This is a genomic window from Streptomyces sp. BB1-1-1, assembly GCF_031597775.1.
Classification (GTDB): Bacteria; Actinomycetota; Actinomycetes; order Streptomycetales; family Streptomycetaceae; genus Streptomyces; species Streptomyces thinghirensis.
Window position 1 is genome coordinate 8,571,328 of record NZ_CP134203.1, and the last position, 25,544, is coordinate 8,596,871.

The 25,544-nt window shown below is 69.6% G+C and carries 12 protein-coding genes, 2 pseudogenes and 3 CRISPR repeat arrays; of the genes and pseudogenes, 7 read left to right on the forward strand and 7 right to left on the reverse strand.

Going from position 1 to position 25,544, the window contains the following annotated elements; all coding sequences use genetic code 11:
• The first annotated feature begins 18 nt into the window (after nucleotides 1–18).
• Complete coding sequence (locus tag RI578_RS39520) at nucleotides 19–426, forward strand: hypothetical protein (protein WP_310875989.1); 408 nt, start codon at nucleotides 19–21, stop codon at nucleotides 424–426.
• Between the two features lie 43 nt (nucleotides 427–469).
• On the opposite strand, the pseudogene RI578_RS39525 reads toward RI578_RS39520, so the two are convergent.
• Nucleotides 470–1,209: pseudogene (locus tag RI578_RS39525) on the reverse strand (IS110 family transposase); the annotation flags it as partial.
• A 603-nt stretch (nucleotides 1,210–1,812) separates the two neighbouring features.
• On the opposite strand from RI578_RS39525, the gene RI578_RS39530 reads away from it, so the two are divergent.
• Entirely contained in the window at nucleotides 1,813–2,205 is a 393-nt protein-coding gene (locus RI578_RS39530) for a hypothetical protein (RefSeq protein WP_310875593.1), read from the forward strand.
• Nucleotides 2,206–2,325: 120 nt separating this feature from the next.
• On the opposite strand, the pseudogene RI578_RS39535 reads toward RI578_RS39530, so the two are convergent.
• From RI578_RS39535 to RI578_RS39560, 6 genes and pseudogenes are all read right to left on the reverse strand, one after another.
• Nucleotides 2,326–3,553 (reverse strand): annotated as a pseudogene (locus tag RI578_RS39535) (IS110 family transposase).
• Between the two features lie 1,019 nt (nucleotides 3,554–4,572).
• Nucleotides 4,573–5,262: a hypothetical protein gene (locus RI578_RS39540; protein WP_310875594.1), complete on the reverse strand. Its 690-nt coding sequence runs from the start codon at nucleotides 5,260–5,262 to the stop codon at nucleotides 4,573–4,575.
• Between the two features lie 56 nt (nucleotides 5,263–5,318).
• Nucleotides 5,319–5,723, reverse strand: a complete 405-nt coding sequence (locus tag RI578_RS39545) for a DUF6415 family natural product biosynthesis protein (protein WP_310875595.1) — start codon at nucleotides 5,721–5,723, stop codon at nucleotides 5,319–5,321.
• Nucleotides 5,720–6,064 (reverse strand): ATP-binding protein, encoded by a 345-nt coding sequence (locus RI578_RS39550; protein WP_310875990.1) that lies wholly within the window; start codon nucleotides 6,062–6,064, stop codon nucleotides 5,720–5,722. The genes RI578_RS39545 and RI578_RS39550 overlap by 4 nt, the downstream gene beginning before the upstream one ends.
• A 744-nt stretch (nucleotides 6,065–6,808) precedes the next feature.
• A complete protein-coding gene (locus RI578_RS39555; protein WP_310875596.1) occupies nucleotides 6,809–7,996 on the reverse strand; it encodes a helix-turn-helix transcriptional regulator in 1,188 nt (395 codons plus the stop codon).
• A 104-nt stretch (nucleotides 7,997–8,100) separates the two neighbouring features.
• Nucleotides 8,101–8,742: an HAD family hydrolase gene (locus RI578_RS39560; RefSeq protein WP_310875597.1), complete on the reverse strand. Its 642-nt coding sequence runs from the start codon at nucleotides 8,740–8,742 to the stop codon at nucleotides 8,101–8,103.
• A 2,677-nt stretch (nucleotides 8,743–11,419) separates the two neighbouring features.
• A CRISPR array of direct repeats spans nucleotides 11,420–13,643; the repeat unit is 29 nt; unit sequence CGGAACACCCCCGCGTCGGCGGGGAGGAC.
• 879 nt (nucleotides 13,644–14,522) lie between these two features.
• Nucleotides 14,523–15,405: direct repeats of the CRISPR family, unit length 22 nt; unit sequence GGAACACCCCCGCGTCGGCGGG.
• Between the two features lie 591 nt (nucleotides 15,406–15,996).
• A CRISPR array of direct repeats spans nucleotides 15,997–17,850; the repeat unit is 19 nt; unit sequence CCCCCGCGTCGGCGGGGAG.
• A gap of 571 nt (nucleotides 17,851–18,421) precedes the next feature.
• Here RI578_RS39560 and RI578_RS39565 point away from each other — a divergent pair.
• The 5 genes from RI578_RS39565 to cas5e all read left to right on the forward strand — a co-directional run bounded on the left by RI578_RS39565 (nucleotide 18,422) and on the right by cas5e (nucleotide 25,528).
• Nucleotides 18,422–21,127, forward strand: a complete 2,706-nt coding sequence (locus RI578_RS39565) for a CRISPR-associated endonuclease Cas3'' (protein ID WP_310875598.1) — start codon at nucleotides 18,422–18,424, stop codon at nucleotides 21,125–21,127.
• A 66-nt stretch (nucleotides 21,128–21,193) separates the two neighbouring features.
• Nucleotides 21,194–22,804 (forward strand): type I-E CRISPR-associated protein Cse1/CasA, encoded by a 1,611-nt coding sequence (casA, locus tag RI578_RS39570; protein WP_310875599.1) that lies wholly within the window; start codon nucleotides 21,194–21,196, stop codon nucleotides 22,802–22,804.
• Nucleotides 22,805–22,832: 28 nt separating this feature from the next.
• Nucleotides 22,833–23,507, forward strand: coding sequence for a type I-E CRISPR-associated protein Cse2/CasB (gene casB, locus RI578_RS39575; RefSeq protein WP_310875600.1), 675 nt, complete (start codon nucleotides 22,833–22,835; stop codon nucleotides 23,505–23,507).
• 24 nt (nucleotides 23,508–23,531) lie between these two features.
• Entirely contained in the window at nucleotides 23,532–24,707 is a 1,176-nt protein-coding gene (cas7e, locus tag RI578_RS39580) for a type I-E CRISPR-associated protein Cas7/Cse4/CasC (protein WP_310875601.1), read from the forward strand.
• The gene (cas5e, locus tag RI578_RS39585; protein ID WP_310875602.1) at nucleotides 24,704–25,528 is read left to right on the forward strand and encodes a type I-E CRISPR-associated protein Cas5/CasD; all 825 of its coding nucleotides are present in this window, start codon (nucleotides 24,704–24,706) and stop codon (nucleotides 25,526–25,528) included. Before cas7e ends, cas5e begins: the two co-directional genes overlap by 4 nt.
• The last annotated feature ends 16 nt before the right edge of the window (nucleotides 25,529–25,544 follow it).

The window sequence follows — 25,544 nt, forward strand, 5'->3', positions numbered from 1 at the left end:
TGTCTGGTCGTGGCGGAGATGATGAGTGGGTTGGAGTCGGCCTTGGCTGAGGCGTCGTCTCCTTCGTGGTCGCAGCGTGTTCGTGCCGGGCGTGACCTTGCTTCCTTCGCTGATTTTCATGAGGCTGCGGACGCGTTGGTGGGGCTGTTGCTGGACGCCAAGGACACGACGGTGACCCGGCAGACGGCAGAGGCGCTGGCCCGGGTGGGGACGGTGGCCGCCGTGAGGCTCATTGCTCTCGCGGTTGCCGAGGCTGACGACCATCAGGCTGACTGGCTGCAGACCGGGCTGCATGACGCGCTCGTGGGGCCGGACGGTGTGCTGGACATCGCAGCGATCTGCGGGCAGCTCGCTCGGGACCAGGACGAAGCTGTCCGGCAGGGTGCCGCGGAGGTCTCGGCGTGGATGGACGGCACGAGGTGCTGATGTGAGTCGATTGGCCTGTGGGCTGGTTCATGGAGCCATCGCGTGGGGTGCGCGGGGGTTCGTAGAATGTGCCGTCGCGGAGCATCGCGAAGAGCACGTCGGCTCGGCGTCGGGCGAGGCAGAGCAGGGCCTGGGTGTGGTGCTTGCCCTCCTTGATCTTCTTGTGTAGTAGGCGCGGGAGGCGGGATCGGACAGAGCGGCGAACGCAGAGAGGAAGAAAGCGCGCTTGAGCTGCTTGTTTCCTCTGCGAGAGGGCTGTTCGCCGCGGATCGAAGAGCCCGAACTGCGGGTCGTCGGGGCGAGGCCCGCATAGGCGGCGAGGTGGGCAGCGGAGGGGAACTTGGTGCCGTCCCCGATGTCGATGAGGAGACGGGCCGCGGTCCTGACGCCGACGCCGGGCATCGACGTCAGGACGGCGGAAAGAGGGTGTGCCTCCAGCAGCTCGTCGATTCGTTTCTCCAGCAGGCGCCGCTGGTCAAGCACGGCGGTCAGGGACCGGGCCAGGCTGGGGACGATCAGCGCCGCCGCCTCCGTGCCCGGGACTACGACGGTCTGTTCGTCGAGCGCGGTGGAGACGTCCTCGGTCAGACGGGCCGCCATCCGCGGGGCTTTGGGCTGCATCAAGGTGGTGACCTTGCGGCGTCCGGCCTGGCGTATCTGGGCCGGCGAGCCGAACCACTCCAGCAGGACCAGGACGGCGGGGTTCTGCATGCGCGGGCCGAGTACCCGTTCCAGGTGCGGGTGGACCTGCGTGAACAGGCCGCGAAGCCGGTTGGAGAGCCGTTGCGGGGCCACCAAGAAGGTAATGGGGGGATGGGTAACCCGGCCCGCGGCGCGGGCCGCACGGGCGCCTCCCACCTGATGACGGTCAACGAAGCTGTGCTCGCCCTGCTGCGCCCGAAGCCGGACCTCGCCCAGCTCGCCAGCGAGCTGGCCGACGTCCGCGGCGCCGCGCAAGCCACCGTTGAAGCGCCCGCCGGGTTGAGTCATGCGGGCTCGACCGGCCGCTCTCAAGGACGGCGTAGATCCGATGCAGCTCTGCGGGTGAGCCCCAGCTGGGTGTGGCCGATGCCCACACCCAGCAAGGAACCAGGAGCGGTGATCGGCCGACCCAATGGTCGGCCGGAACACCCTGAAACTATCTAGGGTCCTCTGGACCCACACCTCTGCGAGCATGCGCATGACCACGGTACAGACGCAGGCACAGGAGGAGATATGGGCTTTCACGGGAAGCGTTCGCGGGTAGTTGCGGCGGTCATGAGCGCCGCCGTCGTGACCGTGCTGGGACTGTCGGCATCGCCTGCCTCAGCGAAGATATCCGACGGGTGGGTGCGTGGATACGACAGATTCTCCGACGACTGGGACGACGAAGGGAATCTCGGGAGGTTGGAGCCCTACTCCAACTCCAACGCCACGTGTCTGTGGCAGCGCATCCTGTGGGCGGAGGGCGCGTACGCCACCAACTACGACGGCGAGATCTTCGAAAAGAGCGACATCGACGGGTACTTCGGGTGGCGCACCTACTACTCGACCATCCACCTGCAGAGGCAGCTGGGGGCCGACAGGGACGGCCTGGTCGGTGGGGAGACCATGGGCCTGGCCAACAAGCACATGTACCAGATCGGTGGTTCGGCCGCTCGCGGCAAGACGCTGTATCTGAGGTACCAGGGCAAAAAGCACAGCTTCGACCTGCGCCGAAACGCCGAAGGCAAGTACGTCTTTCCCGATGCCAACGACGACTCACGCCAGGCGGGTTACGAGTACCTCAGCTGCGGCTGACAGGCAAGCATGCCCCGGCTCGGTTTCCGGCGGAGACAGGTTGCGCAATCTGACGCCCATGGGTTTGAAGGCCGCGGCTCGTGAGCTGAGGCGGCCGGCGGGGTGCCTCTATGTCTTTCGTCAAGTGAGACGTGGGGTTCTGGGTTCGTAGAAGGTGCCGTCGCGGAGCATCGCGAACAGCACGTTGATGCGTTGTCGGGCCAGACGGAGCAGTGCCTGGGTGTGGGTCTTCCCGCGGGCCCGGCATCGGTCGTAGTAGGTGCGGGAGGCGGGATCGTGCAGCGCGGCGAACGCCGACAGGAACATCGCGCGTTTCAGTTGCCGGTTGCTGCCTCTGGGTGTGTGTTCGCCGTGGATCGAGGTCCCCGACGACTTGGTGGTCGGGGCAAGGCCGGCGTAGGAGGCCAGGTGGGCGGCGGTGGGGAAGCTGGTGCCGTCGCCGACGGTGACCAGCAGCGTGGCGGCGGTCCTGACCGCGACCCCGGGAATCGAGGTCAGGACCGCGGAAAGAGGGTGGGCCTCCAGCAGCTGTCCGATCTGCGCTTCCAGGGCTCGTCGCTGTTCGTGGACGGCTGCGAGCGAACGGGCCAGGGACGGGATGACGAGGTCGAGGATGCCGGTGCCCGGGACCACGACGGTCTGCTCGTCGAGCGCGTCGAAGACCTCGTCGATCAGCCGCTGGGCGATGCGCGGGGCCTTGGGCCGGATCACCTCAACCAGCTTGCGGCGTCCGGCTTTGCGCAGGGCGGCTGGGGAACCGTAGCGTTTCCAGCTGCCAGGTCACGGCGGGGTGGTCCAGGCGCGGGCCGAGGACGCGTTCCACGCTGGGGTGGAACTGGGTGAACAGGCCGCGTATCCGGTTCGAGGTGCGCGTCGCCTCGGCGGCGAGGTCCTGGTCGAAGCCCACCAGCACGGTCAGCTCGGCGGTGATCTCGTCGGTCAGGTCCAGCGAGCGCAGGGTGTGTGGCATGGTCCGTGCGGCGTCCGCGATCACCGCCGAGTCCTTCGCGTCGGTCTTCGCCTCGCCCGGGTAGAGATCGGCGATCCGCCGCATGGACAGACCGGGCAGGTAGGCGACCTTGCAGCCGGCGCCCCGGGCGACCGTCAGGGGCAGGGCTCCGATCGAGGCGGGCTGGTCCACGATGACCAGCACGGTGCCGAACTTGGCGGCCAGTTTATCGAAGACGGCCCGCAGCTTCGGCTCGCTGTTGGGCAGCTGCTTGTCGAAGACCTTCTTCCCAGCTGGAGTCAGTCCGTGCCCGTGATGGGCGCTCTTGCCGGCGTCCAGGCCGAGGAAGACACCCACGTTGTCGATGTCGTCCAACCCATCCTCCTGAACGGGAATCATGCGGTGCTGGCCAGGGCGTTGGCGTCGTATGCGCGCATCCACGTTATGCAGACCTGCCGCCCGCAAACAGCCGGGCTTTGCGCCCGGCCAGGCGGTAGTCGGACCTCTCATCAGCGTCTCCAACGGCGCCTCCCAGGCCCGGTGACACCACCCCCCAGGTCATGCATTCGACAGGGGGGGGGACCAGTCATGCCGGGCCCGGAGGCCAGCGGCCCTCTTGCAGGACCGTGAAAAACATAACGGGGGGCGCGAGCCGGGGCTTGCCTCGCGCCGGCACCGGCGCGAAGGCGGGAACGGCGGTGGTCACGGGGGCGAGGATGTGGCGGTCATGGTGGCGCGTACGGTTTTGCCGCCGCACTGGGGGGTGAGGAACTAGCTGAGGTGGGCGCCGTGTTGCCTGACGTGCCACAGGCTGCGCCCTGAGCGGCCGTTGACGGCGTCGGTGAAGTGTTCGAAGGCGGTGTGTGTCGGCGACGTCGATGATCAGTTCGTGGGCTTCGGTGACCCGGAGCCAGGCGCGGATCTCGCGGAGGCGGCCTGTCGCTTCGAGGGTGTGGCCGTGCTGGACGGCGTTGTCGACGAGGTGGCCCAGGACGTCGGTCGCAGCGTGGACGTTGCCGGGCCAGTGGAGCACGGTGAGCAGAGTGCGGACCATGATGCGTGCCATGGTCATTGCGCCGGTGTCTGCGGGCAGCTTCAGGGTGGCTGTGCGAACGACCGGGGCGGTCGCCTCTGGGGCCTTCACGTGTGGAACTCCTTCACACTTAAACGAGGGGAGGGCTTAGGGGTGACGCTGGGGAAGCGCGTCCTTGTGGCGGTGGTTGGGGTGGGGCGGGTCCGTGCAGAGGTGGAGTCGGGGGAACTCCGCGGACCCGCCCCTGTTCACCGGCCGCCTGTCCTTCGCGTGGCCGACCGGTGAGTCTTCGAGGCCCTGCGCTGCGACGCTCCTGGCCACTGGGGGCAGCAACGCCTGGATCCTGGGTCGGGACAGTGACGGTGCCGGCCTGGCCGGCTGGACTTCAGCGGTGAGCCGCCGGGGCACGGGCCGAACCTGGTGCGGCGTGGTCGGCGAGTTCCTGCAGGAGTGCGTTCATGTCGAGGACGCGGAAGGAGCTGAGACGTCGGATGAGCTGGGAGGCGAGTAGGGTGGTCAGGTTGGGGTGGGCGAAGGGCAGGGCGTGGTCGGGTTGGGCGACGACTTGGACCTGCGCTTGTGCGTTCAGGCCGTAGAGGGTGCCGTGCACGCCGTACAGGGGCGCGCTCCGGGCCAGGAACACCATGGGGTTTTTCTCCAGGTGGGGGCAGAGCGCGGCCGCGGTACGCACGTGCCTGGTGCACACCGGCGGCTGGTTGGTGAGGATCTCAGCCCTGGCGGGGTCTTCGTCCCGGGGGCCGGTGAGGAAGATGAAGCCGAGCGGAGTACGGGCGGGCCGTGCGCAGACCTGGCAGTGCAGTGTCTGCATGCAGAGCATCTGCCGGTAGGGGTGCATCAGCTTCCACAGCGGGGTGCCGGTGGGCATCTGCCGCTCGTCGATGGGGTTGAAGCCGCACCGCGCCCACAGGATGCCGCGCAGGGGCCGGTCTCTGGGGTCTTCGTCGCCGTAGTACAGCCGGGGCCCGGCTGCATGCTGGTGGATGAGGAGGTTGTCCGGCGCCGCTTCCTCGCCCTCGCGCTGGGTGATGAAGGGGACCAGGCCCTGATCGGACACGGCATACACGGTGCGGTTCTTCTCTCTCGTCGTGCCAGATGGGAGCTGGGGAGTCCTCATGCCGTCTCCCTGAGACATCCGAGGACTGTCAGGCGCTCCAGGAGTTCGTTGACGGCCCAGGCCAGTCGGCGCAGTTGGCCCACAGTCGGCGCGTGCGCGACGGGCGCCTGCTGAGCGCACACTGCTCGGGCCTGGCGGACCAGGCGCTTCGCCTCATGATCCGCTTGGTCGGCCTCGGTGGCGACGGCGATGTCCGCGAGCCGGGCCAGGTGCCCACGCAGGCGCACCGCAAGGTCAGCGAGCAGGTCCCGGGGTGGGAGGACGTCGTCCAGTACTGCGCCGACGTCGTCGAGGACCGCCTCGCCGTCGTAGGGGGTCCACTGCCGCAGCTTCGTCAAGACGTCGGCCAGTTCTGACGGGGCCAGCGGTGCAGACCACGAGGGGGCGGTTAAGACGGTCATGGCTTTCCCTGCGGGGGAATCGGCAGGCAGCACCACGTCTCCGCGCCGGCGTCACTGGTCCTCCAGGTGCCGCCGTTCTCCTTGGCCACGGCGTCGACGAGCAGCAGCCCCCGACCGGACTCCGCGGTGAGCCCGGGGCGCTGGGGTGCGGCGGGAGTCGGCATGCCGTCTCGGACTCGCACCCGCAAAGCCCCGTCGGTCACGGTGATGATCAGGCTGATCTCTGTGGTGCCGCTGTGCTGCAGGGCGTTGGTCATCAGCTCCGAGACGATCAGCATGACGTCATCCGTCATGGCCTCAAGTCCGCAGTAGCGCAGCCGCGCTGCCGCGATCCGACGCATGGTCCCCACCCGTAAGGCGTCCTTACGGTGCGGCGGTAGGCTGCTGCGCTCGGCGGAGACCTCGAAGCGCTCATCCATCACGTCCCCGCCGCGGCGCGGGGCGAGCGGTGTATGGGTGGGCTCGCGGAGGCTGGGGTGCAAACGCAAGCCGGTAGCTGGCGGAGTGGTAACGCAATGAGCCCTCTTCACCTCGTCACCGCCCTACCGAATCGGTCAATCAGGCACGCCTGGCGCGGGGGGAGCGCGGAGCCAGGACAGGTGCCCATGAGACCCATCGCCATGCTGCCTGGCAACGTGTCGTGTCGGTGAGTTCGGCAACGGCCGAGGCGCATCCTGGCAGGACGCTCCCTGCGGGCGGTAACTTCCATGGTGTCGACGCTCCTTCGAAGCGTGGGCCATGCCCCGGGGCCGTTCGCCCGGCCGCCGGGGTCTATGGACATCCGTACACCGGTCACGCGGTGGCCCTCTGATTGCGGCACCCGCACGTGAAGATCTCCCACACGCGGTTGTTGCCACGCACCACGAGGTGTCCAGCCGCGCGAAGGGCCCGGTTGACGGCTCCGCAGTTGAAGCACGCCTCACCGTGTAGTCGGACGATGCTCACGCGCCCCTCGACGACTGCGGGCACGGGCCGGAGCTTGTGCGGCATCCCGGTTCCCATCTGCTGGTTCCTGCGCGTGGAACAGATGGTGGGGGCCGACGGGAGGCACAAGTACCCCAGCAAGGGGTAGCTGGCGGCTCAGTTCAGGTGGCTGCGCACCACTCAGCGAAGTTCGTGAGCGTCTCCGAGTCGGCACGCTTGAGGCGGCGCAGTCGGGCAGCGTCCTCACGGACCCACGGGTGCTCCCGGGTATGCTGCGGGGCGATGTGCCGGGCCACCTTCAGCGATTCGAAGGCATCGTCGGCGAGCCCGGTCCACAGTTGCGCCCGGGCCAGCTCGATGTAGAAGCCGCTGCGTCGCTCGGCCGGCAGTTCCTTGGGTGGCTTCCACTCGCTCGCGACGTCCAGAGCCCGTGCGATGTGCTCGTCTCCCAGGCTAACGGCGACGGACACCTCGTGTGCGCGCACGGAGTCCGGGCCGAAGGCGGTGCCCCAGTACACGCCTTCCGGAATCCGGTCCGCGAATGTGCGGGCCTCGTCCAGGTGTCGCGTCGCTGCCGAGTCGTCGTGCGCCCGGCCTGCAATGACCGCTGCCCGCATGTGGAGTGCGCCCCGGACGGCGATGGCTGGGGCTGCCGATGCGCAGGGGGCGGCGTCCAGAGCTTGTTCGAGGGCTCTGAGACCGGCCTCGTGAGCCTGAGCAGCGAAAAACGTCTCGGTCCGCACGTAGGCCACGGTGGCGGTCAACACCGGGTCACTGGCTTCGGGGGCAGCCCACCGCATCAGGTCGACCAGGCGGGCGGACAGGTCCCGGGCCCCGAACTTGTAGGCGACTGCGTCAGCGGATCGGTAGGCCCTGACGAGTAGACCTGCGATCTCCGAGCGGTCCTCGGCTGGAGCGGTGTGGAAGGCGCGGGCGAGTTCCGTCAACAGGTCGGGGAGCGCACGCACAATCCGCGTGTACTGGGCGGCCACTCGCCACCTGGCGCCCTCGGCGACCGCAGCCCGCAAATCATGCAGGGGACGAGTGGGGCCGTCGTCGGGAAGGTCGTAGGTGGCGATCGCGTCAGAGAGCGCAGGCAGCGCAGCATGCACGCGCGTCTGCGCAGCGCCGCGGTCGGTCCGTAGACGGGCAGGGTCTACCCCGAGGGCGTCAGCGACGGCCTCCAGGGTGGCGCCAGTGACGCCTCGCTCGCCCCGTTCGATCTTCCGAATGGTCCCGAGGGCGACACAGGCGGCGTCGGCGAGCTGCTGTTGCGTCATCTTCGGGCGGACCACACTGCGGTAGTAGGCAATCCGGCGGCCTACCCCGCTGTCCGTAGGTGCGGGCATATAGACTCCAGTTCGGCGCGTCCACTTCGAACGGTACTCGCGTCCACACGTCACGTGCACACGAACGGTCCCAAGCTTCGAGCAGTGGGGCCGCTTCGCACTGGTCAGCCGCGGACGATGTCGGCCAGCTCCGTGAGGCTGTTGATCCGCCAGTCCGCCGCGGCCGCCACTTCACGGGAGTCCGCCCACAGGTGGCCCCAGGGGCCTCGGCGGATGTGTGCGACGCCCAGGCCGGCAGCCTTTGCGGGGAAAACGTCGTTGGCTGGATGGTCGCCGACGTACAGGGTTTCGTCCGGCTCCGCCTGCGCCACCTCCAGCACTCGGTGGAAGAACTCTGGGTCCGGCTTGGCAACACCCCACTCGCCGGAGGTGACGACGAGGTCTGCCGGAAGGGCGAGGCTGCGCAGCAGGTCACCTGCGCGAGTCGTCTGGTTGCCCGCGACGATCACGCGTATGCCTAGGTCGCGCAAGGCGGCCAGTGCAGGCCGTACGTCGCTGTAGAGGTCGTCTTCGCCCAGGGTCTCGCCGCGGCCGGCGGCCTCGCGGGCGCGGTACTCGGCAGCAACGTCGATGCCCGGCCGCACGAGACGCAGGGCCTCGGCATTGTCCTGCCCTTGAGCGACGACGGCACCCACGAGCGCAGACAGGGTGTGGCGGGGGACCTCCAGCCAGTCGGCCCAGGACGCCCAGTACCGATCGTCTCGGGTGATCGTCTCGCCAACGTCGAAAGTAATGGTTTGAATCACGACTGGGAGCCTAGGCCCCGAATACTCCTGCCGATCGAACCGGCTGCCACGCGGCTCAGTTCCGCGTGTCGACGACTCTGGACACAGCACCCCGTGTCGGCGGATAGGCCCCCAGCTCCTTACCGGCGACGGCACCCAGGGCGGAACACCCCCGCATCGGTGGGGAGGGCACGAGGAGCATGCGGTCCAGGGACTCCGGACCCGGAGCACCCCCGCAACGGCGGGGAAGGCGGTCGGGCCGCCGTGGTGGTGGTCGGCTGGTGCGGGACACCCCCGCGAGCCGGCGGGGAGGACACTCACCTCCACTCCAGCAACGCCCTCGGCGAGGGAACACCCCCGCGGCGGCGGGGAGGACCTCGGCCATGGCACCCTCGCGCTCTTCCTGGGCGGAACACCCCAGCGTCGGCGGAGAGGACCGGACGGTGATGGATTCGACCTGGCCCATGACCGGAACACCCCCGCGTCGGCGGGGAGGACTCGACGGCGACCGTGTACCGGGCACCCGAGCGCGGAACACCCCCGCGTCGGTAGGGAGGACGACGGGTTTCCGTTGCCGCCGCACTGGTACCGCGGAGCACCCCCGCGTCGGCGGGGAGGACAAGAACGCCACCCTCGCCGGGCAGGCCGCCTGCGGAACACCCCCGCGTCGGCGCGGGGAGGACCACGACCGCAGCACCGTCGAGGGCTACCTCGCCGGAACATCCCCGCGTTGGCGGGGAGGACTACTACATGGGGCCGAATCACACCGGCGAGGACGGAACACCCCCGCGTAGGCGGGGAGGACCCGGGCACCGGCAAGATGGTACGTCTGGCCAACGGAACACCCCCGCGTAGGCGGGGAGGACGGTACGAGCCGGTCGCGCAGCTCCTTGAGTTGCGGAACACCCCCGCGTTGGCGGGGAGGACGGCGACTTCGTCCCGAAATTCGACGCCTAGGGCGGAACACCCCCGCGCCGGCGGGGAGGACCAGCCCGTGAAGGAGGCCCACCAGCGGGGGATGGGAACACCCCCGTGTCGGCGGGGAGGGCCCGGGGAGGACGACGGCGTTCAGGGCGCCGATCGGGAAGCCCCGTGTCGGCGGGGAGGGCCCCAGCAACTCCGACATGGCGTCCAGGGCGGGCGGAGCACCCCCGCGTCGGCGGGGAGGACGATCGCCCCGGCGATCGCGGCGGCTTTCAGGACGGAAGACCCCCGCGTCGGTGGGGAGGACCGGCCCTTGAGCGTGCCGAGGCTGTTGCCGAGCGGAACGCCCCCGTGTCAGCGGGGAGGACAACTCTCCGGTCGTCGTCACGCGTGCTCCACCCGGCCCCCCCGCGTCGGCGGGGAGGACCGCGGCGTCGTCTTCCACATCATGGCGGGCACCGGAGCACCCCCGCGTCGGCGGGGAGGACGCGGCGATGCTGCGCCCCAGTTCCTCGCACGCCGGAACACCCCTGCGTCGGCGGGGAGGACCCGGGCGCCATCTACTCCAACATCGACGGCCGCGGAAGACCCCCGCATCGGCGGGGAGGACGCGGGCAGGGAGCGTCCCTTGTCGGCGATGACCGGAACACCCCCGCGACGGCGGGCAGGGCCGCCGCGCCGCGCTCCGCACTGTTCCACGGACCGGAACACCCCCGCGTCGGCGGGGAGGACCCGGAGCCGCCGTCTCCGTAGAGGGCCTGCAGCGGAACACCTCCGCGTTGGCGGGGAGGACAGGACGCCGTCGTAGTCGTACACACCACCGGTCGGAACACCCTCCGCGTCGGCGGGGAGGACGAGACACCCAAGGCCCCGCCCACCAGCGGGGCCGGAACACCCCCGCGCCGGCGGGGAGGCCCACAGGGTGATGGCCTGCGCCATGCCCTGCACCGGAACACCCCCGTGTCGGTGGGGAGGACCTGGACTCCAGCGTCTCGAGCAATCCGGGGTCGGAACACCCCCGCATCGGCGGGAAGGAGGGAAGGACTGGTCGGCCACGGTCACCTCCTGCCGGGACACCCTGCGTCGGCGGGGAGGACCAGCGTCGGCCACGGTCACCATCCTGTCTGACCGGAGCACGTCGGTGAGGAGGGCTCGACCGCGGCGACCAGCCCGGACATGGCGCCCGGAACACCCTCGCGTCGGCGGGGAAGACAGCACCTCATGCTTCACGATCGCGCCCTGGCACGGAACTCCCCCGCGTCGGCCGGGAGGACGTCGACAAGGCCACCGGCCGCGTGGGGCACGCCGGAGCACCCTCGGGTCGACGGGGAGGACGCGAGGCCGGTGTCGTGCGGGACGACCTTGGGCGGAACACCCCCGGCGTCGGCGGGGAGGACGGCAACATCGGCGGCGGGCCCGCCCCGTTGGACGGAACACCCCCGCTTCGGCGGGGAGGACAGAACCGACGCACGCCGTCGGTGACCAGCCTGCGGAATACCCCCGCGTCGGCGGGGAGGACCCTGATCACGAACCAGCCGGACGCCGTCCGGGCCGGAGCCCCCCGCGTCGGCGGGGAGGACATCGCCGGTCCCGGCCTGGCCTCACCCGAGTAGTCCCTGGAGCTCGGAGCACCCTCGCGTCGGCGAGGAGGGCTCGGCCCAGCACATCATCGGGCAGCCACCGAGCGGAGCGCCCCGGCTCGGTGAAAGGACAGGCCGAGGCTTGGGAATCTGGACATGACGGAACGCGACGACCAGGGCGCCGCGCATCGGCACACCCCCGCGTCGACGGGGAGGACCGCCTACGGCGGGACCCCCCACTCAGCTCCGTCGGAACACCCCCGCGTCGGCGGGGAGGACTCCGAACCCGGCACCCCCCGGCGTACCGGATCGTCGGAACACTCCCGCATCGGCGGGGAGGACCGGAGAGCTGTGAAGCCCCGCTCGACGGCGGACGGAACACCCCCGCGTCTCGGCGGGGAGGGCTGCGGGGCCAGCCTCGCGTCGTGCTTGCGCTGCGGAACACTCCCGCGTCGGCGGGGAGGACCACCGGTCCTTTTGGAACTCCAGCTTCAAGAACGGAACACCCCCGCTTTCGCGGGGAGGACCCGCTCGACACCTTCTACCCGAAGACGAACGGCGGAGCACCCCCGCGTCGGCAGGGAGGACCTGTTCACGTGGAGCGTCACGGTGGCACGCGGCGGAACACCCCCGCCTCGGCGCAGAGGACAAGACCAGGAAAGGCCCCGCGGCGGCACAGCTGCGGAGCATCCCCGCGTCTGCGGGGAGGACCGACACGGCCACTGCATCGTGCGGGACCGGCGCGGAGCACCCCCGCGTCGGCGGGGAGGACGGCGACCTCACGTTCGAGAGGTGCTTTGTCGACGGAGCACCCCCGCGTCGGCGGGGAGGACTCGCCCCCGATCGTGAACGTCGGGCGGGCCTTCGGAACATCCCCGCGTCGGCGGGGAGGACTCGAAGGGGGCGACGTTCCCGCCCTGCGCCGTCGGAACACCCCCGCGTCGGCGGGGAGGACTGGCACCGGATCACTCTGGCGGCGGCATGGGACGGAACACCCCCGCGTCGGCGGGGAGGACGACGTGACCGCGCGCAAGCACCTGGCCGGGATCGGAACACCCCCGCGTCGGCGGGGAGGACGGTGGGGCTTTGGCTCCCACCGTCGGTGAGTACGGAACACCCCCGCGTCGGCGGGGAGGACCCGGGCATGGGCAGCTCGTGCGCGTGCCAGCCCGGAACACCCCCGCGTCGGCGGGGAGGACCGGAGTCCATTAGCGGGGGCCTCCCTCGAAGGCGGAACACCCCCGCGTCGGCGGGGAGAACCGGGCGGCGATGGCGTCGTGCAGCGATCCCGGCGGAACACTCCCGCGTCGGCGGGAAGAACGCCACCCCGAGGGTGACCACCTCTCCCCACTCCGGAACACCCCCGTGTCGGCGGGGAGGGCACGACGAGCGCTTCTTCACCTCGGTCGGTTGTCGGAACACCCCCGCGTCGGCGAGGAGGACTATGACACCGCCAAGGACACCCCCGTCGTCGTCGGAACGCCCCCGCGTCGGCGGGGAGGACAAGGGGGAAGGGCCCGGAGCGCCGACCGGGCCCGGAACAGTCCCGCGTCGGCGGGGAGGACGAACGGGGCGGAATCGCCGGGGTGTTGCGCGACGGAACACCCCCGCCTCCGCGGGGAGGACCGGGACTCGTCCACATCCGGGTCGAACGATGTCGGAATACCCCCGCGTCGGCGGGGAGGACTCCGCTTTGTGTGTGAGCCATACCTGGCCCGGCGGAACACCCCCGCGTCGGCGGGGAGGACCAGCCCAGGGACGACGCCGAGCGGGGCAGGCACGGAACACCCCCGCGTCGGCGGGGAGGACCCGGAGGAACTGGAAGCTGACTTGCTCCAGCACGGAACACCCCCGCGTCGGCGGGGAAGGCCCATCCTGCACGTAGATGGACTGGTCGGCCACCGGAGCACCCCCCCGTCTGCGGCGAGGACTCCGAGCCGGGCACCCCCGTGTACCGGATCGTCGGAACACCCCCGCGTCGGCGGGGAGGACACCATCCCGGCCGGGGGAGACGCGAAGAGTGTCGGAACATCCCCGCGTCGGCGGCGAGGACGTCTGGGGCACCGCCCGCAACCAGGTCGACGGCGGAACACCCCCGCGTCGGCGGGGAGGACCCGGCGCCGACCTGATCCAGGATGTCCGCCACCGGAACACCCCCGCGTCGGCGGGGAGGACCACGTCGCAGTGCACGTGTCGACGACGAGCGACGGAACACCCCCGCGTCGGCGGGGAGGACCCGGTCTCTCGCGCGCCGTACAGGACGGCGTTCGGAACACCCCCGCGTCGGCGGGGAGGACGCGGCGGCGATGCTGGTCGGGATCAGGGCGACCGGAGCACCCCCGCGTCGGCGGGGAGGACAAGACCTACGTGCTTTTCCCGAGCCGGGACTTCGGAGCCCCCCGTGTCGGCGGGGGGCTGGACGAGCGTCGGCCAGGAGCACCATCCTGTCTGATCGGAGCACCCCCGGTGTCGACCGGGACAACTTGGCGTTCCTGTACATCGTGCTCCCCACCGTCGGAGCACCCCCGCGCGGCAGGGATAACGCGGTGCACTCCGAAACGGCCTGGGTCGTGTGCGGAGCACCCCCGCGTCGACGGGGAGGACGCCCGCGAAGCCGCCGGTCTGTGCCTCACCGCCGGAACAACCGCGTCGGCGGGGAGGACTTCGGGGCGCGCGACTTGTGGTGGGCGATCGTCGGAACACCCCCGCGTCGGCGGGGAGGGCATAGACGCCGTCACGTGGCTGCAAAGCGACGGCCCCCGCATCGGTAGAGAGGACCCCCCGCGCGGTGGTGAGCTGCTGCTGTGCCCAGGGCATACCCCTGCTTCGGCGGGGAGGACGTCGTCTCCACGACGTTCAGACGCCACACGCGTGGAACACCCCCGCGTCGGCGGGGAGGGCCCCTCGTGGGGCAGCGACCGGCCCGGCTACGCCGGAACACCCCCGCCTCGGCAGGGAGGACCCGAAGTACTCGACGAGTAGCCGGCCGGGCCGCGGAACACCCCCGCGTTGGCGGGGAGGACCCCACCACGTCATCCCGCCAGGGCTTGACGTACGGAACACCCCCGCGTCGGCGGGGAGGACCGCTGCACCCGCTTGGCGATCTCCGCCATGTACGGAACACCCTCGCGTCGGCGGGGAGGACAGCGGCGCTTTCTCCTTCGGATCGGACAGCCACGGAACACTCCCGCGTCGGCGGGGAGGACGACTGCCCGCGAAGCGCAGCGATCCGCGCCAGCGGACCCCCGCATCGGCGGGGAGGACTGCACGAACTCGACCTTCCCGGCGACCTGCACGGGAACACCCCCGCGTCGGCCTCTCCGACGTCGACGGGGAGGACGCCAGCCGCAGGTTCCACGCGATCGACAGCGTCGGGACACCCCCGCGTCGGCAGGGAAGACTTTGCACCTGCGCCGCGCACCGGCCTGGACTCGGGAACACCACCGGCGTCGGCGGGAGCACCTGTACCCGCAGGCCCGGATTCTGAACGAGGGCGGAGCACACCCCCGCGTCGGCGGGGAGGACAAGGCTGGCCTGACGGCCGACACCGCCGTCGACGGAACACCCCCGCGCACTCCGGCACCCACCAGCTCACCACCGTCTACAACGGAACACCCCCGCGTCGGCGGGGAGGACATCGGCCCGAGCGCGGACAGGGCTCCACTGGCCGGAACACCCCCGCGTCGACGGGGGAGGCCCCTTCGAGCGCGTCCCGCTTCTCGACAATCGGCGGAACACCCCCGCGTCGGCGGGGAGGACGTGCACGCACAGGTCGCCCGGCCGTTCCCCAGCGGAACACCCCCGCGTCGGCAGGGAAGACTTTGCACCTGTGCCGCGCACCGGCTTGGACCCGGGAACACCCCCGCGTCGGCGGGAGGACCAGCACTACACCAACATCAAGGCCCTGGGGGGCGGAACACCCCCGCGTCGGCGGGGAGGACCTCCACGGCGACACGGTGCTCGGCACCGTGTGCGGAACACCCCCGCGTCGGCGGGGAGGACGCGGCGCATCAGACCGAGGCTGATGAGGAACGCGGAACACCCCCGCGTCGGCGGGGAGGACAAAAGCGCCGGCACTGGATGATGCTCACGCAGCGGAACACCCCGCGTCGGCGTGGAGGACGACAGCCGGCCCCACATCACGGCCTGCGGCGTCGGAACACCCCCGCGTTGGCGGGGAAGATCAGCGTCGGCCACGAGCACCATCCTGTCTGACCGGAGCATCCGGGTGTCGGCCGGCAACTTGGCGTTCCTGTACATCGTGCTCCCCACCGTCGGAGCACCCCCGCGTAGCAGGGAGGACGCGGTGCGCTCCGGAACAGCCTGGGTCGTGTGCGGAGCACCCCCGCGTCGGCGGGGAGGAACGGTACAACGACCTCGTCCACGTCGGCGGAACCGGAACACCCCCGCGTCGGCGGGGAGGACCTCAAGGCGGGCTTCGTGACGGTGAACCTGAACGGAGCACCCCCGCGTCGGCGGGGAGGACAAGTCCTGTACGGCCTCGACCGCCCGCGACGACGGAACACCCCAGCGTCGGTGGGGAGGACGACACCGTGGAATGGTCGTCCACGCACAGCATCGGAACACCCCCGCGTCGGCGGGGATGGCGTGTCCTGGAACTGGGTCCGAGTCGCCTTGACCGGAACGCCCCTACGTCGGCAGGGAGGACTAGGCCGAGGGCGAGGAAGAGCTTGTTCAGCTTGGAACATTTCCCTGTGTCAGCGGCGGGACGCGCGTGCCTCAAGCCTCGGTCCCGTAGCCCATCCGGGGTACCCCCGCGTCGGCGGGGAGGACGGGCGACGGGCATCAGGCACCCCCGGCGGTGGCGGAACACCCCGCATCGGCGGGGAGGACAAGCGGGCGGCCCTGGCGGCGGCGCGGGCCTCCGGAACACCCCCGCGTCGGCACGGTGGACGAGGCTGGGCATGGCTCCATCCTCCCAACTTACGGATCGGCCCCCGCGTCGGCGGGGAGATCTACACCGCACGCTCCGTGTGCGGAGCGACCGCCGGAACACCCCCGCGTCGGCGGGGAGGGCCGCGGCGGCGAGCGCGACAGCGACCACGCCCTCGGAATACCCCCGCGTCGGCGGGGAGGACCAAGAGGCGATCGAGTGGTACACGCAGCAGGTCGGGACACCCCCGCGTCGGCGGGGAGGACACCGTGAGGCCCGGCGCAGTCCCGAGTTCCGTCGGAACACCCCCGCGTTGGCGGGGAGAACGACGACGAGCCCGAGAGCCTGGACAACTACGGCGGAGCACCCCCGCGTCGGCGGGGAGGACGTCTGTCTTCCACACCGCGTCGAAAATGTCCTGGGAACACCCTCGCGTCGGCGGGGAGGACATGCATGGCTCAGACCTTCGTCGACACTGACTGGGACGGAACACCCCCGCGTCGGCGGGGAGGACAACAGGGCCGGGAGGGCGACCTCGGCTTCGAGCGGAGCACCCCCGCGTCGGCAGGGAGGACGACACGTTCACCGACGACGGCAACGCCCTCCTCGGAACACCCCCGCGTCGGCAGGGAGGACGCCCCGGCGTCGTCCAGCACGCGGCGGATCGTCGGAACACCCCGCGTCGGCGGGGGGACAGAATCGGGATCAGGCCCGCGGCCGGGCCGACCGGAACACCCCCGCGTCGGCGAGGAGGACTCAATGGCCTTGACGTAGTTGGGCTTGTGCAGCGGAACACCCTCGCGTCGGCGGGGAGGACCGAGCCCGCAACGGCGTGAGCCACGCCCGCTACGGAACACCCCCGCGTCGGCGGGGAGGACCGGATCGGCATCACCGGTGACACGTACGCCGACGGAACACCCCCGCGTCGGCGGGGAGGACAGGGGAAGCCCACGGAGGAAACAGGCCCATGCCGGAACACCCCCGCGTCGGCCGGGAGGACGAGACGCTGGACGAGGGCCTCATCCGCAAGGGCGGAACACCCCCGCGTCGGCGGGGAGGACCACCACACGCCCTCGTGCACGGGCCGGAACAGCGGAACACCCTCGCGTCGGCGGGGAGGACCAGGGCTGGCGGATGTACAACGCGGGCCTGGACGGAACACCCCCGCGTCGGCGGGGAGGACTCCACGTAGACCATGCACTCCGGCACCGGCGCCGGAACACCCCCGCGTCGGCGGGGAGGACCCAGAGAAGCGCTTGGGGGCCGCAGCGGAGGCCGGAACACCCCCGCATCGGTGGGGAGGACCACGGGCCCCAGGCCGCGCGACCCTGGCAGGTCGGAACACTCCCGCGTCGGCGGGGAGGACGAGAACACCCGCGCCGAAGAGCTGTCCGAGGCCGGAACACCCCCGCGTCGGCGGGGAGGGCGTGGCAACAACAAGCTGCTCAGGGCGAATGGCCGGAACACCCCCACGTCGGCGAGGAGGACGGATTCCGCAGCTCCTACGCCCTTGCGCTGGACGGAACACCCCCGCGTCGGCGGGGAGGACCACTGCGCCGGGGTGCCAAGCCATGATCGTGCCGGAACACCCCCGCGTCGGCACGGTGGACGAGGCTGAGCATGGCTCCATCCTCTCAACATACGGACCGGCCCCCGCGTCGGCGGGGAGGGCGAGAGGATGTGAACTTCCGGAATTGCCACCACCGGAACACCCCCGCTTTAGTGGGGAGGGCGTCTTGAGACGGCGGGGTCTTCTCCGTTCGCGGTTTTGACGGCGTCCGCTGTAGCCGGGCTTCTCGTCCTGTGGTGTATCCCCGTTGCGCGGAGGGGTGTTCAGCCTGTGGGGATCGTCTGCAAACAGGAGGTGACGGACCCCTTGGGGTCCGTCACCGTTGGCTCAGATGAGCCAGCTGACGAGTTCGCTGATCAGGGCACCGATAGTGGCGCTGATCACTACGCGCGAGGTACCGAGAAGTACTTCGCGGCGCAGGACGAACTTGTGCAGGAACCGGGACACTGTATCTCCAGAGCGCAGACTGGGCCGAGGTTGCGCCACATCCCTCGGGAGGGTCGTGCGTTCTTCTCGGCTGTGCCGTCGCTTGGAGAGGCAATGAGGTTCCGCGCACCTCCCAGGGAGGCGTGCAGCGGTATGTACTCTACGGCGGGAACCCGTTGGTGTGGCAGTGCTTGCGGGAACTGCCCCCGTCGGCCTTCGACGAGGTGAAGCAGATGAGGGGGAGCTGCGGCCGGATGTGCCTGCCGCGGCCGCGCCTGCGCTGGATCCGCGACAAGGAGCACCCCCATGTCCCTGGACTCCCGCCTGTGGGGCAAGGCTGCCGGGCTGGGCAAGAACGCCCGCGGGGCTCACCGCACGCACCCTTTGATCTGTCATCTGCTGGATACGGCAGCCGTGGCGGAGGTCGTGTGGGACGAACTGCTGACCTCGCACCAGCGGAGCATGGTGGTCGGGGCGCTGCAGGTTCCGGACGGGAAGGCGCGGGCGCTCGCGGCGTTCTGGGCGGGACTGCACGATATCGGGAAGATCAGCGTGCCGTTCCAACTGCACCGCAACGGCCCGAAGAGCGCGGATGGCGAGCTGCTGACGCAGGAGCTGGGCGATGAGCAAGGCTACGAGTCCGCGGCCGGCGCCGCGCTGGACAGGCAGTCACACGAGGCGGCGGCGCACTGGTGGCTGGCGGGGATCTTCGAGGAGATCGGCTATCCGTCGTCGAAGCGGCGTCCGCAGTCCCAGCTCAGTCACGCGGTGGCCCAGCTGCTCGGTGGGCACGGCGGCCGCTTCCATCCGGTTGTCTACGCCAAGGATTACCGGTGCCCTGTCGCCCGTCACCCCGGTCTGGGCACGGGCCGGTGGGAGGAGCAGCGGCGGGCCCACTTCGATGAGGTGCGCAGAGTGACAGGGGCGGTGTCGGTTCCGCAGGGGCGGATGTCACCGGGAGCGGCTGTGGTTCTGACGGGGCTGGTGACCCTGTCGGACTGGCTGGCCAGTATCGAAGAAGAGATTCAGGCCAGGCTCAGGGAGGAGGGATGGGCCGGGACCCCTGAGGACCTGGACGTTTACTGGCAGGTCGCCCGAGCAGCAGCTGTCCGTCTGGTGGAGCACAGCGACCTGCTCGGGACGGGTTTCGCCCGGCCCAAGCCGGCCCAGTGTGCCGGCGAGATCAGTCTTGTGGCCAGTGTGGAGGCCCAGTTGCCTGGTCTGGTGGCCGAGCACGGGCCGGGCTTGGTGGTGGTGACGGCTTCGCCGTCGCAGGAGCGTACGGAGGCGGCTCTTCGTGCAGCGGCGGTCCTCGGGCATGCGGCGAAAGCGCGCGGTCTGTTCTATGCGCTGCCCACCGGTTCGGCGGCCGACAGCCACATGGCGCAGCTGCATGCTTTCGCTGAGCAGGCCCTGACGGGCCCCTGGCGGTCGCTGCTGCTTCACAGCTCTTCGCGGTTGAAACCGGCGGAAGCCGCGCAGCAGTGGGCGCACGCCCATGCGTCCGGTGATGTCAGCGCGGAGCCTGGTGAGGAATGGGTCCCGGCAGCGAACAGCTGGCTCAATTCCCACCACCGCGCGCTCCTGGCCGCGCTGGGCACGGGGACGGTGGACGAACTTCTCCAGGCGGTCCTGCCGGTGAAGTTCAACGTGATGCGGCTGTTTGCCTTCTCCGGCAAGGTCGTCGTGGTGGATGAGGCCCATGCCCGCGGTGCCTGGGGACAGAAGCTGATGCTCCGGTTCCTGGAGTGGGCCGCTGCGCTGCGGATTCCCGTGGTCCTGGCCGCGATGTCTGCGGACAAGTCGGTGGATGCGATGCTGGCGGCCTATCGCCGTGGCTCTGGAGGAGCAGCGGAGCCGATGGTGCAGCCTCGCCGGCTGCCGGCGTGGTCGTTCGTGGATGCTCAGTCCGGAAGGGGGCACCTGCCCCGGCAGACTGCGGACGCCGCGCGTGACAGCACGCTCAGCGTCGAGGTCGTTGACGGTGAGCCGTACGACGAGATCCGGGCGGCTCTTGCACCCCTGGTCGAGGCCGGCCATGGCAGGGCCGTCGTCTACCGGTCGACGCCTGCGGAAGCCATCCGCACGTTTCTCCTGCTCTCACAGGAGCTGCCCGGCCTCGAGGTGTCCCTGGTCCATGAACAGATGAGCAACAAGGACCGATGGTGGCGTCTCGCGGCCTGCCGGAGCGCGTTCTCTCCCGACGGCGGCGTCAGCGGCCCTTCCGTGCTGGTGTCGACGCCGATGCTGGAACATGTCAGGGGCTTGAGCTTCGACCTCGTCGTTTCGGGGCCGGCACCGCTTGTGGACCTGCTGGCCCGTGCGGGCCAGAGCGCGGGGGGCCAGCCGCGGCTCGTGGTGCTCCGAGCCGACAGCAGGTCCGGCCTGGACGATGTCGCGCTGGTGCGGCGTACTGAGATCGCCCTGGGGGCCGGCAGGACGATTTCCATGCCGGAGGACGTGCCCCTGCTGTTGGACGCGGTGTACGCTGACGAACTCGTCGACAGGCAGGGGGAGGCTGCGGGCCGTGAGCTTCAGCGGCTTGACAACCGGCGGACGGTCCGAGAACGAAGGGCCACCGGTACTGCGGGCTGGTTGCAGGTGCCGGGGCCGCGGGAGCTTGACGGCGACCTCGGCCTGCTGAGCCGGGACCACCCCGGTATGGAGCCCGAACTGCTCTCTTCCGTTCTTGGCGAGGAGATGGTGCATGTGGTGTGCCTGTACCCGGGGTCTCTCCTTGAGGCCGGGGCCCTCGGACAGAGGCTTGCGTTCGATTCCAAGCGCAAGCGCAGACCGAGGCCGGGTCAGCTTGTCCCCTACCTGATCCCCGTACCGCAGCGGCTCGTCGACGGCGTGGCGGGCGATGCAAACAGCGGCTGGCGCGGCATGGCCGCCCTCAAGACTGTCCTCCGGCTGAACATGACCCGGGAAGACGGTACGTGGGTGCGAACCGGTGAGAGGCACCGATTCCACGTGAGTGAACTCGGCCTGACGGTCGACCGGTTGCCTTAACGACCTACATTCTCCCCTGTTGTCCTTCTAGTATTTCGGTGACGCGCAAAGAGGGGGGAGGGGCGCGTGACCACGTCTGTGTCCAATCTGATCGACCAGCCATGGATTCCGGTCGCATGGGTGGAGGGGCAGTCAGGCCCACCTGAAGTGGGGCTCAGGGACCTGTTTGTGCACGCCCGGGAGATCCGCACTCTGCTGATCCCGGAGGCTCCGGCTCACTCGGCGCTGCTGCGCTTGCTGTACGCGCTGACGGCCCGGATCACCGCTCTGGACGAGGCAGGGCCCGGAAGCTGGGGCGACCGGCGGGAACTTGTTCTCGAACAAGGGCTTGCCGAGCGGAGCGTCGACCTGTCTGACGGCCGCAAAGCCGGCATCGAGGGCTACTTCGGTCAGTGGTACCACCGCTTCGACCTGTTCGACGGCGATCGTCCCTGGCTCCAGGACCCGCGCCTCCCTGACCAGTGCGACAGGAACAGCACGGCCGGCGTCCACAAGCTGGTCATGAGCCGGGCAGCGGGCAACAACCACTCCTGGTTCGAGCACTGGAGCCACGACAGCCCTCTACCTCCCGATCTTTCGCAGTCAGCGCTGTCCCTACTGACCTGGCACTACTGGGGAGACCCCGGCGCCCTTTCCAGCCGTGCGGTCGGGCACGTGAGGAGTCACTATGCGAAAGCTTCACCACTGCGAGCCGCGCTGTCGTACCACCCTCAGTGCGACAACCTGCTCCTGACGCTGCTGGCCGGTCTCACACCGCCGGGCGGTGACGTCAGCCGGCACACGGACCTGTGCCCCTGGGAGCGCGAAGAGCTCCCGGACCCGCTCAGGCCGATGCCCGAGCCGCAGGGCCCCTGCTCACAGCTCACCGCATGTTCACAGCACGCGCTCTGTCTCGTCCCCACCTCGGACGGCGAGCATACGGCGGACGCGTACATCACCTGGGCTTATGACGCCGAACGGATCCGGCCGGAAGACGACTACCTGATCTGGGACATCACCAAGGACGGGAAGACATCTCCCCGGCTCGCATACTCCTCCCGTTCTCTGTGGCGGGACATCGACGCCCTCCTGCTCAAGCAACTGGACGACGCAAGCCCCATCCAGCCGAAGGTCATGGACCACGCCTTCGACGTCAGCGAGTACTTACGGGTACGCGCCCTCGGCTTCGAACAAGATTCCAGCCAGGCAGCCAACCACCAGTACGTCGACTCCGTGACCCCGGTGCTCCTGTCCCGGGTGGAAGAGGATGCCCCGAGCACCGAGCGGCCCGTACGCCAGCTCCGTGAACTCGGCGAGCTCTTCGGCAACCGCCTGGAGCAGGCCACGAAGGAAGCCTGGCTGAAGTACACGGATGACAAGAAGAACGATCCACGGGCCTGGCAGGACGCCGCCGCGGCACGGTACTGGCCGGCAGCAGAGGACGAGTTCTGGTCGCGGTTTCGGACATTGACACGCTCGGGCGGCGCCATGGACCCCGCATTCGACTTCGAGGCCGCCTGCCGGGCCTTCGGGCGGCACGCACTCGACGCCTACGAGACAGTGACCAGCTCCGTGACACGCACACCACGGGGCGCGAAGGCCGTCACCCGGGCGAAGGCCATCATCCTCGCCGCCCTGAAAGACCCCCTCAAGGCGATGGAACAACCGGCGACGAAAAGAGCGGCCAAGAAGCCGTGACCGTCGCCCGCCAACCCGAGGACAAGCCGTGACCTTCCAAGCTTTCGAAGCGAGCAAGCGGCAGAGCGATCGCGCCGCGTACGCCGCATTCACCGCGCACATCGAACGTCTGTGCCGCACGGACCCCGGTGCCCGCGCGGCGCTGCGTGCCGGGCTGCGCCGCGACCTGGACCACCCGCGCACACGCCCCATGCACCGCCTGCTGACACCGCGGCTGCCGGAAGGGTGCAACGACAAGACAGCCCAGGCCCACTACACGGTGGCCTCGCTGATCGCGGCCCAACCCCGACATGCCTTCTCACCCGACCAGGGAGACGACGAAGACACCCCCGACGAACACCGAACGGCAGAAAAGCAGGCTCTGCGAGAGGAGGCGGAACCGGACCAGGAGGTTGCTCCGCCCGGGCCGACCCCGTATGGCTCCTCGTTCGGTGCCACCCTGGGCCAAGCCGTCACCGCGAAGGGCAAGCCGATGCGGATGAGCGCCGCGGAAAGCCGTATCAATCTCCTCACACGGCAGAGCCGCCGCGGTATCCACCTGCACCTTCCCGCTGCGGTCAATCAGGTACGTACCACCGGAGTCTTCATCGACTGGGGGCAGTTGCTGGCAGACCTCATCGACTGGCAGTACCAGTCAGGGCGTATCAGCCGCCGCTGGCTGCAGGACTTCTACCGGATCACGGCCGGCGCCGACCGAGACTGAACCCTCACCCACAGGAGATCCCCGATGAACCTCAAGCCACGCTTCATCGACATCCACGTCGTCCAACCAGTTCCCTACGCGAACCTGAACCGGGACGACACCAACTCGGTGAAAAGCATGCTCTACGGTGACGTCCTGCGTACCCGTATCTCCAGCCAGTCCTGGAAACGGGCCATCCGCGAGCACTTCCAGGACACGCTCGGCGAGAACGCGCTGCGCACACGCCGCATCGGCGAGCGGGTCACCGGGGTGCTGCGTGAGCGTGGGTGGGACAAGGCGCTCGCCGAACGCGCGGGTGCACATGTCGCGGCAGGGAGCAGCATCAAGTGGGAGGTGGCCAAGGGAAAGGACAAGCAGCCCATCACGAACAAGGTCCTGACCAACGCGCTCGTCTATCTTCCCGAAGACGCTGTCGAGGACCTGGCCGACATCGCCGAAGCCCACAAGGACGCGCTCACGACCGACTTCACCGGAAAAGGAAAGAACAAGCCAGAAAGCGCCCTGAAAGGCAAGATCGACCAAATTCTTATCAAAAAGAACGGGGTCATCAACCTCTTCGGCCGCATGCTCACCGAGGTCGACCAGGCCAATGTCGACGGCGCCGTCCAGGTCGCGCACGCCTTCACCACGCACACCACTGAGGTCGAACTCGACTACTTCGCAGCCGTCGACGATGTCACCGCGGCGAAGGGCGACGAGACGGGAAGCGGACACATGGGCACGGCCGAGTTCAGCACCGGCACCTTCTACCGGTTTGCCACCGTCGATCTCAAAGAACTCATCAAAAACCTGAGCGATGACAACGACATCGCACTCGATGCCGCCCGCGAACTCGTCGGCCAGTTCCTGCACTCCTTCATCGAGTCCCTGCCGCAGGCGAAGAAGAACTCCACCGCCCCGCACACCATCCCGCACCTGGTCCACGTAGCCGTCCGCTCCGACCGGCCCCTGTCGTTCGCCGCAGCCTTCGAGGAACCCGTACGCTCCGCCGGACACGGCGGCTTCGTCGGGCGCTCCGTGCAAGGCATCGATGCCTACGCCAAGGCCGCGAACACCCTCCTCGGCCCCGACCGCGTACTGCACGCGGCACACGCTTCCCTCCAGTTCGACAAGCTCGAGCACCTCGGCGAGCGTCACTCCTCCTTCGCGGCTCTCGTCACCGCCACCGTCGACCTCGCTCTCGCCGAGGCCCCACAGTGACCGACCGTCCCTCCCGAGGACTGCTGCTGCATCTGGCAGGCCCACTCCAGTCCTGGGGCACGCACAGCAAGTACACACGACGCGACACAGCCCGATTCCCCACCCGGTCCGGCATCGTGGGCATGCTCGCCGCAGCTCTCGGACGAGCACGCCAAGCGCCCTTGGACGACCTCACAAAGCTGTCGATGACGGTACGTGTCGACCGACCCGGCCTGGTGCTGTCCGACTTCCACACCGTCGGCGGCGGACTGCCAGCCGATGAGACAGTGATCACCGTCGATGGAAAACACCGCCCCGAGGGCAAGGGCACCCTGGTATCCAAGCGCCAATACCTGGCCGACGCAGCTTTCACGCTCGCCCTGACTTCCGATGACCAAACGCTGCTGCACACATGCGCCGCTGCCCTGCGCAACCCGCACTGGCCCCTCTTCCTCGGCCGCCGCTCCTGCCCACCAGAAGGCCCGATCCTCCTGGACTGCGCGGAAGACCCCCTGCGCCACCTACTGCAGCTGCCCCTGGCGGCCAAGAGACCGCGCAACGGCCCGCAGCCGATCGACTTCTACAGCGACAGACCGTTCGATGCGCTCCCCATAAACTCCGCCACCCCGGACAAGGGCGACGGAGACCACCACAGCGGCGAAGTCACCGACGAGCCGATGTCCTTCGCCCCCCTGGCACGCCAATACCGGCCTCGGCCGCTGTACCGGCGTGCCGTGCACCTGCCCAACGCCGCCTACGGAGGCCTCGGCACCGGATACCTGAGAACGCTCCAAAGGTACATCGACACCCACTTCGCCACGGTGGAGAGGAGCACCCGGTGACTGTATGGCCACTCGC

What these genes read in the sequence shown, in the direction of transcription:
- RI578_RS39565 (WP_310875598.1), top strand. Translation starts at nt 18,422, where the DNA reads ATGTCCCTGGACTCCCGCCTGTGGGGCAAGGCTGCCGGGCTGGGCAAG.
- RI578_RS39545 (WP_310875595.1), bottom strand. Translation starts at nt 5,723, where the DNA reads ATGACCGTCTTAACCGCCCCCTCGTGGTCTGCACCGCTGGCCCCGTCA.
- cas7e (WP_310875601.1), top strand. Translation starts at nt 23,532, where the DNA reads ATGAACCTCAAGCCACGCTTCATCGACATCCACGTCGTCCAACCAGTT.
- RI578_RS39520 (WP_310875989.1), top strand. Translation starts at nt 19, where the DNA reads ATGATGAGTGGGTTGGAGTCGGCCTTGGCTGAGGCGTCGTCTCCTTCG.
- RI578_RS39555 (WP_310875596.1), bottom strand. Translation starts at nt 7,996, where the DNA reads ATGCCCGCACCTACGGACAGCGGGGTAGGCCGCCGGATTGCCTACTAC.
- RI578_RS39550 (WP_310875990.1), bottom strand. Translation starts at nt 6,064, where the DNA reads ATGCGTCGGATCGCGGCAGCGCGGCTGCGCTACTGCGGACTTGAGGCC.